This is a genomic window from Paenibacillus taiwanensis DSM 18679 (assembly GCF_000425125.1).
Classification (GTDB): Bacteria; Bacillota; Bacilli; order Paenibacillales; family Paenibacillaceae; genus Paenibacillus_B; species Paenibacillus_B taiwanensis.
Genome location: NZ_KE384308.1, coordinates 320753 through 331840, shown reverse-complemented (window position 1 = coordinate 331840; position 11088 = coordinate 320753). Strand labels below are relative to the sequence as shown.

Genomic DNA, 11088 nt, shown 5'->3' with positions numbered 1-11088 from the left:
AGGTGAGGCTGCTCCAACGGTGTTCGCAGGGCAGAAGAACATCCCGATCAACGACAAACGGACCTCTACATCCACTTCAAGTGGGGTAAAGGTCCTTTTTTTTTCAAACCTATTCGGTTGTGCGTATTAGAATTCAAAAATCAAAATTTGATTTCAAATACATTCTTATATATACAGCATATTGTGTTTGGCGTGCTCTATCTCTTTAATTAGCATCTCCACGTATACGCTTTCCTGATCACGTAAGGCGAATAACTGCTCAATAATACGTTGATGCACATTGTCTACGCCTTTAAACACATGTTCCACGTACATGTCGCGAGCAGCTTGAGCCTGATTTGCAATTTGGATAAAACTAGATAACAGCTGTTGATTAGCAGGAATAATCTCAAGTCGCTGCAAGTACGCGACACGCTCCATCATCGTCTTCTTATGTTCCCAAAGTAAATGAAGCTGGCGAGGTGGATTGGCTCGCAACAGAAAAGACTCCCCTTGCTCAACGGCACGCAAGAAATGGACGAGATGATCGTAACACTCGATGCCAAACGCAAGGCCCTCCGTCTTGAAATCACCACGACCTAAATCCGAATGGGAGTTAAGGTAGTCTTGCAGTTGATGCTGAATCCGATAAAGATCCAATTCATAAGTAGCAGCTGGTTTGTGATCATAGAAAAAGCTGTGCTGGTCGATACGAAGCTTTTGATCCAATATATGAACGATAGATTGGAAAGCTTGCTCTACCTCCAGAAATGACGTGCGATGATGCCCAAGCTTTAAGTCATGACCAAACCCGTACGTATAAAATATACGCTCATCCAAATCATAACCATAAATAAAAATATGGTGTGGAAATGGATAAGCTTGATAGGCGGTTGTATAAGAGATATACTGTTCGTCAACGAATAGAACGGGGTAATTACCGCTGTCTAATTGGGAGACAAGGATATTCGTTATTCCGGCGTAGTTTGCATAATCTTGTAACATGCTAGTAGAAATAGATGTGGTCACCAAGAAAGGGTTATGCAGCATTTCATTCCAGTGCCCATGATAAAAATCAAAAAAAAGCTCTTCTTCCAGCTCAATAAAATGTTTATTGCAATGAACCTGAATAAAGTTGCTGTAAAGCCATTCGTTGGCACTTGATTGCTGTGCAGTGATGCATAGGGTATAAGCCCAACGCAGCAATCCATAAATAGGCGGGTGATAGATAGGCAACTGCAATCTGGACAATGGTTCAGCCTCCATAGTCAGGCATAGCCTGATAGTGATGTATCTACATGATAGAAAAGGCGCGGAGTATGGCATATACTCAATATTATGAGTATATGAACATCAAATGAGATAGGTAGAGCAGGTGGATCGCTAGTTTTAGACTTGAAAAAGTAACCCTACAAAGGAGCGGTCTCAAAAGCGTCCACAAGAGAGGGGACAATGCTAGTAAGTACGTAAAAGAACCTCGAAATCCACAGTAAAGTGGGTGTCGAGGTTTTTCTAAAGCTGCAAGCACAGGTTATAAAGATGGAGATGCAGCTTGGTCATGCTGTTCACAGGTCGTGGAGCAGTAGCCCTTGAATTCCTGTTCACACGCTTCACAGCAAAGATGCTGCAAATGACAGCTGTCATCGACACAATTGATGTATTGATCAACAGGTTTGCTGCAATGATGACATTTGCCAACGATAACGTGCTCATCGGTCTGGTTGATGCGCACAGAAATACGCTCATCGAATACGTAACAGTTACCGTCAAACCCTCTGCCTTGCGTATCAGGGTCTTGACCGTAAGTAACTATGCCACCATCCAACTGATATACGTCCTTAAAGCCTTCCTCCCGCAAAACTGCTGTTAACATTTCGCATCGTATGCCACCTGTACAATAGGTAAGCACCTGCTTGTCCTTGTGTGCTGCCAAATTATCCCGAATCCAGGTCGGAAAATCGCGGAAAGCATCCACCTCGGGCCGAATAGCCCCTTTGAAATGCCCAAGATCATATTCATAACCAGTTCTGCCATCCAATAGGAGCACGTCGTCGCGCTGCATATACTCATGGAACTCGACAGGGCTTAAATGTTTACCGCCATCGATGTGTGGATGCAGTGTTTTGTGGTAGCGCAATGTAACAAGCTCTTGCTTATGACGTACAAAAAGTTTCTTAAAGGCGTGCTCGTTGCTAGGATCTATTTTAAAGACCATATCTGCAAATAGAGGGTTTTGATGCATATGCTGTATATATTGTGTCGTTTGTGCAATCGTTCCAGACAGCGTGCCGTTAATGCCTTCTTCTGCAATTAAGATTCGACCTTTAATGCCGAGATCCTTGCAATATTGGAGATGCTCGGAAGCAAACGATTGTGCGTCGGCAATAGGTACATATTTGTAAAATAGTAAAATTTGATATGGCGTCATGAAGTTGTGTTCACCTTTTTCTTAAGAGGATCGTATGTGTCGATTTCAGTATACATTTTAGCGAACTGCGAATAGTTAGTCAACATTTGAGTTTATAAAGTCACTTGTAAACACTTGTAAAGTAACTTTTATAGATTAAGCAACACAAAATAGTGATCATGCAAGCAGCATGCAGGCATAAGTCTAATTCAGACTAAATAGGAATGAGATTGTGCTGTTTTAGTGTGGTCCTTAAGTAAAGTACCGTTTAAAACAGCGCACCATAAATGTATTGGGAGGCTGCTTAATATGGAACAAGGCTTTAACCCGCACCCGCATGTCCGCAATCAGCAATCGAAACTTGTCAGACTTCGAAACACAGCAGTAATGATTATTGCCCTATGTTTAAGTCTGCTCTGCAATGGACTAATCGTTTATGCAGCCGCGCCAATTGCACCAGACACGATTCAAGCAGGTGAGAGGGGGCCTGTGTATATCCAGACGGGTGCGAGCAACAAAGATCAAGTGCTTGACATTTGGCAAGGAAATGCAGTTAATGAACAAAAGCTTCAAGTGTATAACTTTGGCGGCTATGGCAACAAGAATCAGGAATGGACGATGATCGTTTCATCAGATGGCACATTTCAATTAAAGTCAGCTAAAAATCCAGCGCTCTGTATGGATAATACATGGGGATATGATGGCTGGAAAGCCAAATGGTTCAGCGTGCTCAGCGTCAAGTATTGCAACACAACTGCAAATTCTCAAAAGTGGTACATCCAACGTGCCTCCAGCAGCGATACCACCTTTGTGATTCGTAGCGTGGAAAACGATAGTGACTGTATGGACATTAAAGACAACAACATTAACAACGGAGAATGGCCGATTCGATATTCATGCGCAAGCCCTGTGGCGACTAACCAAAGCTGGCGTATAAAATCATATTTTGATAGCAATTTTTATAAGTATTTACAGACGCTTGCCGATTTTCGAGCTTTAAAAATGTATGATGATGCCTCTTCGCGCATTCTTTCAGTGTATTACAATTCCGCATCGAGTCCGGTCACCACGACTTCCGCTTACAAACCCGTCTCCGAGGTAACCTGGAACGGAACGGCTTCCAATATAACACGTACACTGAATTGGTCAACTGTGAAGACCAATCAATTTACGAATACTAACTCATTTGAAGTATCTGCTACAATCGGCACAGGTAAAGATTCTCCAGTGACAGCCTCCATAACGACGAAATATGGCGCATCGTGGGCTAATATGCACTCCACTTCCGTTTCAGATGGTGGCAGTATGACCTTCTCTATTAATCCGAATCAAGGCGGCTGGATTCTCCGAAGCCAACTTGTCAGCTTAATTACAGGTACATTTACGATTGGTACTGATTTAGGTGTGACTTATACGACACCAACGATGACAGGGACGATACCGTTGTCGGAAGGTGTTGGGGGACAGACGAGTGTTATGGTGGCCTGTACTACCGATAGCACGAACAGCAACTGTCAGGCCACAAATCCATTTTAAGGATTTACACGTAAGCAGAATCGGGCTGGGGCATCGTTTCTAAAATGCTCTGGCCTTTTTGTCGCTAGAATAGATCATGCGTAGGGTGCTAAGCACGTTGAAGTGAAAGTGCATATATTTGGATGCTTTCCTTAGTTGTTGGGCATAAAAAGGGTATAACTTTTTAAAGCTTTATAAGGTAAAGGAGGCGTTTACTTGTTTAAATGGATGCATCGTCAACATCAACATGTTACTGCTCAGCGGCAGCAGCCCGCCTCCTCCCAAACTAATGAGCAAAGCTACGACAATGTTTTGGAGGAAATACAGGCTCAGTTGCGGCACATTGCCGACATCAGCTATCAGCAGCTCCATCCAGGCAAAGATTCGGCATGCACACTAATTTATATTGAGTCCATTATTGATAAATCCATTTTATATGACCAAATCATTAAACCACTGCAAGCTGCCGGTCAAGCAGCTACGGGGGAAGAATTGATGTCGGCAGCTCTTGGCGGTTCTTTAACTTCCGTGCAAAGTGTATCCGTTACTGACGTCAAGCACGCAATTGCGGGTATTCTTGATGGAAGCGCAGCTCTCATCGTGGATAATCTGACTGCGATGTGCTTATTTCCCCTGTCTAAATACAGCCAACGCTCCATAAGTGAAGCGCAAAATGAAGTGCTTATTACCGGGCCTCAAGAAGCTTTTGTCGAGAGTATTAACGCAAATGTGTCGTTGATCAGACATAAACTTAAGCATCCTGATTTCAAAATGATTAAGTATTCTTTAGGTGAATATACACAAACGACAACTTACTTGATGTATATAGAAGGTCTTTGTGATCCTGATACGCTTCAGCAAGTCGGAACCAAACTAAGTGAGATTCAGATCGATAGCATACTTGGATCTAATTATGTCGCGGAGTTTATTGACCATGAGCCCTTGTCTCCCTTTCCAATCATTCAATTCACAGAACGGCCGGATACATTGGTGGCTTCTTTGCTTGAAGGTCGAATTGGAATTATGGTGGATGGTGCACCGCAGACGCTAATTGTGCCGGTTACTTTTTTCTCTTTGATGCAGTCACCAGAGGATTACTTTCAACAATATGTGGCTTCCACCTGGATACGGTGGATTCGCTTTTTCTTTGTCATAGCCTCCTTTTTGGTTCCTTCAATTTACATTGCGATTACGACTTTTCATCCGGAGATGATTCCATCTGATCTATTAACAACAATAGCAGCAGCAAGAGAGAAAATTCCTTTCCCTGCGCTGGCGGAAGTGCTGATTATGGAACTGACTTTTGAAGGATTGAGGGAGGCTGGCATCCGAATCCCGCGCCCGCTTGGTCAAACTGTGTCCATCATCGGAGCGATCGTAATTGGACAAGCAGCTGTACAGGCTGGAGTTGTATCAGCACCGACGGTCATCGTTGTCTCTATTACAGGAATCGCGTCTTTTATTATTCCGCATTTTGAGCTCGGGCTTGCTTTTCGCCTGCTGCGGTTTCCATTGCTCATTATGGGCGGGGCACTGGGGTTGTACGGTATTATTATCGGCATGTTTATTATGTATTGGCATCTGGTCACATTACGCTCTTTTGGCGTGCCTTATCTATACCCCTTGGCGCCGTTGGTGCTGCAAGATTGGAAAGATGTATTTTGGCGTGTCAGATGGCCCAAGATGAATAAACGGCCGTATTCCTTCGGCTCTAATCATGAACAAAGGCAGCAAACTGAAGATGAATAGATTATGGCTTGTAAGTTTACTCATGTCTGTTCTTACGCTAAGTATTACCGGCTGCTGGTCCAAAATGGAGATCAATGATCGATCATTTGTTAGTGGGCTATTTATTGATGTAACCGACGTACCAGGAGAGGTAGAGCTCACGCTAGTTACACCTTTGCCGAACCGCTTTGCCTCGATGGGACAATCTTCAGGCACAGGCTCTGCTTCCCCAGTCGCTATCATTTCAGAAAAAGCGGATTCATTGCCGGAAGCGTTTCGTAAAATTCAAGAGAGCTTGACGCGGAAACTGACTTGGGGACAGACAAAGGTGATTGTTCTCGGCAGAAAGTATGCGGAAAAAGGGGTTGAGGAACTAGTGGAATGGGGAGCGAGACAACAATCCTTTCAACTAAAATCGTATCTTTTTATTGCAGAAGGCAGAGCAAAAGATATTACGAAATTGTCGCCTATATATGAACAATCTCCAAGTGAAGTGTTACGAGAGTTTGCCAATCGTCGTACACTGCTAAACACGAGACTAAAAGACGTTCTTCAATCCATTAGTGACCATCAAGGACTGGCCGTTAATTTGCTGAAAATCAAAAATAAAACAATGATTAGTGAGCCCGAGCCGTCATCTATGTGGGTAGTAATGAATGGTGCAGCGCTGCTTCAGTCTACTAAAATGATCGGCACGTTGTCTGAATCCGAAGCAAGGGGCGTGGGATGGGTGTACCGATCATTAAAAGATCCTCAGTATACGGTCATGCTGCGTGAAGGCAGGTGCTCCGTTAATCTTCATCACCAAAAAGCAGCCATCAAACCTGTTTTGCAAGCAGGTGGCCATTTATTTCGTATAAAGATGACAGCTGGAGCAGATATTGTAGCGGCTGATACGAAGCTTGACGTTTCGAAGCCGGAGGTGCTCCACAGTATTGAGCAGGCCATTAATGACAAACTGACTGCTGATCTGCGCAGCGCACTTTTAAAGTCTAAGCAGGTGAAGGCTGATGTGCTGCAATTAGGCTCATATCTGGAGTGGTGGTACCCGGCGGAGTGGGGTCGATTAAAAGCGATGTGGCCTGATTATTACAAGGAAAAAGTACGCATTGACATCCTGTCGCGCGTTGAAATCAAACATTATAACGGTGAGTTAAAGCCGATTTGGAATTTGAAATAAGGGGCGTATATGATTGTTATAATATTGGTATTTGCAGCGATTGCAGGCATGGAATGGAAATATGTACGTGGGCAGCATACGTATTTTAAACGTGTATATATCATGTTATGGATCGTTTGCTTACTTTTTGAAACTGCCGCGATGCTGTGGCATTGGATGCCGCTTCCGTATACAGTGGTACATTTGCTGCTGGGCTGGCTTGACCCGTTAATACAATTTAAAAGACAGTAGGTGGTTGTATGGGAGCCTTTACACCGTACCAGATGGTTCGTTTATGGATGATTTATTTAATATCAACACCACTTGCGTTCCTTCTGGGACAACTGATGTTTATAGCACAATTTGAGGGTTGGATCACCATATTGCTGTCATGCTGCTGTAGCTTATTTATCGTATCTTTTGCTGTCAAGTTGGCTGCATACGATCCCCGTGTGGAATGGGGCATATTCGGAGAGCGCATTATGGGGAAGTGGCCGCATAAAACGATTATGCTGCTGATTGTGTTTTACTGCATGCTGCTGCTTACCGTTGTAGTTAACGCATACCGCGACTTTTTTGGCTCTACTTACTTGCCTGGAACACCTGATTGGGTTGTAACTGGAGGCTTCTTAGTGTGTGTGGCTGTCGTGTCGAGGAGTGGTTTGCAGACGATCGTATATATGGCGGATGGCATGTTTATTCTTGTATTCGGGGTATCGCTATTAACCCTTTTATTTTTGCCTGGAAGTGTCTGGCCTGATATGAGTATTGCGCTTGTAACACATTGGAACGGGACGACCATTTGGAAATCGGTCTTGTTTGTAACCCCGTGGTTTGCAGAAATGATGCTGGTGCTGATCATGCTGCCTCATTTTCGGATTCACAATAAGACGATGAAGTATATTATGATTACGAAGATCAGCTCTTGTCTGCTTATTATGCTGTACTGGCTAATTACCCTGTTTGTGTTTGGCCCGCACTTGGGCGGACATCTGCGGTTTCCGCTGATGGAATTGATTCGGTTTGTGGAAATAGGCAACATCATTGAAAATTTGGACCCTATTATGATTTCGCTCTGGTCGTCCTCTTTGTTTATAAAATGTGTGCTGCTGCTGTATATGGCTGCTCATTTATTGGCGCAAGCTCTTAAGCTGCCCAGCCACCGTCCAATTACGTTTGTGCTCGCGACACTTGTTTATGTGTTTGCTAACGGGTTTATGCAGCGTCCAGCCGAATTTGGGGCATTTGTAGGCTCACCCTCTTTTGCGATCTTTTTGCTAGGGGTCCAATTGATCCCGTTGTTATATCTTATCGTACACAAATGCCGTTCTATTGGCGCCAAATCAAATTGAACGCGAAATAGCGAGCAGCTATGCCGCGTTCTTTGGTTTGGAACAACATCTGCACACGGGAATATTTAAGGAACGACTACGGTAATCGTTTGAGAGACTGCTGTCCCGTAGGCGTTACTTAATTTGATTACATATTGATAAGTGCCGCTAGATTTGTCATAAAAGGTACGAGAAGCATGCTGGGGCTCTTGTCCATTTTCAAGTAGAAATCCTTGAAACAGGTTCACGAGTACACCATTTTCATAGAGTTCCCATATATCTGCGTTGTTGCCTGATGTAATATTAAAACCAACGGTGTACGTGCGAGGTGCTGTAGAAGTAGTATAAATGACGGGAGTAGCAGGAGCCCCTGTGTAGCTATGAATGTCAACGAGTGTATTACCTGACTGATTGCTAATTTCTCGGCCATCAACGAGCTTAGCTTTGACGATATAGCGGAATTGTCCCTTTTCAACGCTAAGGCTCTCACAACTTGTTGTCGTCAAGTTCGTGCACCCTTGTACAGCTTCACCTCCCCAAGGATATAGGGTGGGGTAACGATAGACGTTATAGTATTGGGCGTTGTCACCTAGATTGTCCCATGAAATTTGAACATGGTGCAACCCGTTGGTATCTTTGCCTGTGTACGTTGCATTAGCCGTGAATGGAGGGTCGACAGCGGCAACGGCCTTACTAGTCGCGGTAGCAGCTGCCCCAAGGGTAACTAATACGGCAGTTATTGCCCAGATTATCGTTTTCTTTAACTTAAACATGTTCTACTCACCACTCTCTACTATAATATGGAATTATAATGGTATAATGTACCACTATTATCGAACATATCATTTTCAATCCAAGAAGTAAACGATAATTTGCCTCACACGATCAGGTCGATGAGTGATAGACGTCCGCCTGTAATGCAGTGTAAACTTAATGAGGTTTTCTGTTTATTGCGAATTTGAACGGTACATAACCAATTTATGGAGGCATTTTTAAATGATACTACTAGCATCTTTCATCTTTGTATTGACTTTAACTTTGGTCATTTGGCAGCCGCGGGGCCTTAACATCGGGTGGTCTGCGTCAGGAGGAGCCCTTTTGGCTCTAGCTTTCGGAGTCGTGTCATTTGGTGATGTACTTGTAGTTACCGACATCGTCTGGAATGCGACTCTTACTTTTGTCGCCATTATTTTGATATCACTAGTACTGGATGAGATCGGTTTTTTTGAATGGTCAGCACTGCATATGGCCCGTCTTGCGGGAGGAAACGGGATGCTGATGTTTATATATATGATCTTGCTTGGTGCTGCTGTATCCGCATTATTTGCCAATGATGGTGCGGCTCTAATTATGACACCGATTGTGCTCGCTATGATTCGTGCGCTTAAATTTAACGACGTCATGATACTGCCGTATATTATGGCGGTTGGCTTTATATCGGATACCGCATCGCTACCATTTACTATAAGCAACTTGGTTAATATTGTATCCGCGGACTACTTTGGCATTGGGTTTGTCGAATATGCAAGTCGGATGCTCGTTCCGAACCTATTCTCGATTGTAGCAAGTATTCTGGTCATTTACGTATGTTTCCATAAAAATATTCCAAAAACGTACAACTATACTTCATTACAGCCGCCCACAGCCGCCATTAAAGATATGAAATTATTTAAGTTGTCTTGGTATATATTGGCGGCGTTAGTGATGGCTTACTTCGTAAGTGAATTTTTTGCGATACCGATATGTATTATAGCAGGGACCGCAGCGTTAGCCTTTTTACTGGCTGCGCGCAGAAGTCCCGTTATTCGAACCAAACAGATGGTCAAAGACGCTCCTTGGTCGGTCGTTATATTTTCGATTGGGATGTATGTGGTCGTGTATGGACTTAAAAACGCAGGCTTAACGGATTTGTTAGGCAATTTTATACAGATGGTAGCGGACAAAGGACTGTTTGCAGCAACGGTAGGAACGGGCTTTATGGCTGCAATTTTGTCTTCCATTATGAACAATTTGCCGACGGTTATGATCGATGCACTTGCGATAAAGAGCACTTCAACGGAGGGGATCGTCCGTGAAGCATTAATTTATGCCAATGTGATCGGTTCAGACCTCGGACCAAAGATTACTCCAATAGGATCTTTGGCAACTTTGCTCTGGCTGCATGTGTTGTCCCGTAAAGGTGTAAAGATTACATGGGGATATTATTTTAAGGTTGGAATAATGCTTACCATCCCTACCTTGCTAATTACCTTAATCGGACTTTATAGTTGGCTACTGCTCATATCTGTGTTTGGGATCAACGTCTGGGTATGGATAGCCGCATTAACCCTTGTTATGGTAACGATTGTGATGCTGCTAAAAAAAGTGGGCTCCACGTCAAGCGCGAGCGTGGAAAAGTAGGATACCGTTAAAAAGAATATCATGTTCTCAAATGGGGCTGTCCCGAAAGTCAGTCTAAGCTGACTTGATTACGGGCTCCCCATTTTTGTTGAGTGTCATAATTAAGCACAATAAACTGTGTTTTCTTGGGATATGGAAGTTACGACACTAACATTTCACAAAGGACGGTTTTTATACGTAATCAAATGACTACAACGGAACAGTATGTTATACAGTTGGTACCAACGCCCTACCGATACGCGCTGCTTCATCCCTCATTATGAAGCCCTGGCTGCTTCTTCTTTGCCGATACCCGAGACGGTGCTAGCCGAAGCAGGCTATGGCAGGGAGGAAATGATTTGTATGCGATAGGAGAGGCAAAGAACCGCGTTTTGATGCGCTCCTGCCTTACGGCAGCTATATGAAGGAAAAAACATACGTCGTTACTAAAAGGACATATGGCATACCTTGAACTGGACTTATGAAGGGAACGATGATCGGTTCGTGTGCCCGAATGGCTGCTACGTTCACATTAAGAAATACAAGACAATAGCGGAGAGCATAGAGAGCGATGATATCTGGGTTGAATA

General features: G+C 43.7%; 9 protein-coding genes. 6 read left to right on the top strand and 3 right to left on the bottom strand.

Features of this window, described 5'->3' with window-relative positions:
• Positions 1-165: 165 nt before the first annotated feature.
• Positions 166-1230 (bottom strand): hypothetical protein, encoded by a 1065-nt coding sequence (locus tag H509_RS0119960; protein WP_028546639.1) that lies wholly within the window; start codon positions 1228-1230, stop codon positions 166-168.
• 280 nt (positions 1231-1510) lie between these two features.
• Positions 1511-2407, bottom strand: a complete 897-nt coding sequence (gene trhO, locus H509_RS0119955) for an oxygen-dependent tRNA uridine(34) hydroxylase TrhO (protein WP_028546638.1) — start codon at positions 2405-2407, stop codon at positions 1511-1513.
• 288 nt (positions 2408-2695) lie between these two features.
• Between trhO and H509_RS0119950 the strand changes: the two genes are divergently transcribed.
• From H509_RS0119950 to H509_RS0119930, 5 genes are all read left to right on the top strand, one after another.
• On the top strand, positions 2696-3922 hold the full coding sequence (locus H509_RS0119950; RefSeq protein WP_028546637.1) for an RICIN domain-containing protein: 1227 nt from the start codon (positions 2696-2698) through the stop codon (positions 3920-3922).
• Positions 3923-4117: 195 nt separating this feature from the next.
• Positions 4118-5650 (top strand): spore germination protein, encoded by a 1533-nt coding sequence (locus H509_RS0119945; protein WP_245596201.1) that lies wholly within the window; start codon positions 4118-4120, stop codon positions 5648-5650.
• Positions 5643-6809: a Ger(x)C family spore germination protein gene (locus H509_RS0119940; protein WP_169450968.1), complete on the top strand. Its 1167-nt coding sequence runs from the start codon at positions 5643-5645 to the stop codon at positions 6807-6809. Before H509_RS0119945 ends, H509_RS0119940 begins: the two co-directional genes overlap by 8 nt.
• A gap of 9 nt (positions 6810-6818) precedes the next feature.
• Entirely contained in the window at positions 6819-7040 is a 222-nt protein-coding gene (locus H509_RS0119935) for a hypothetical protein (protein ID WP_028546634.1), read from the top strand.
• A gap of 8 nt (positions 7041-7048) precedes the next feature.
• Complete coding sequence (locus H509_RS0119930) at positions 7049-8140, top strand: GerAB/ArcD/ProY family transporter (RefSeq protein ID WP_028546633.1); 1092 nt, start codon at positions 7049-7051, stop codon at positions 8138-8140.
• Between the two features lie 65 nt (positions 8141-8205).
• Here the strand turns inward: H509_RS0119930 and H509_RS0119925 are convergent, their stop codons facing one another.
• Positions 8206-8892 carry a chitinase N-terminal domain-containing protein gene (locus H509_RS0119925; RefSeq protein WP_028546632.1) on the bottom strand — a complete coding sequence of 229 codons (687 nt, stop codon included), beginning with the start codon at positions 8890-8892 and terminating at the stop codon, positions 8206-8208.
• 223 nt (positions 8893-9115) lie between these two features.
• On the opposite strand from H509_RS0119925, the gene H509_RS26085 reads away from it, so the two are divergent.
• The gene (locus H509_RS26085; RefSeq protein WP_084159304.1) at positions 9116-10519 is read left to right on the top strand and encodes an arsenic transporter; all 1404 of its coding nucleotides are present in this window, start codon (positions 9116-9118) and stop codon (positions 10517-10519) included.
• Positions 10520-11088 lie beyond the last annotated feature (569 nt).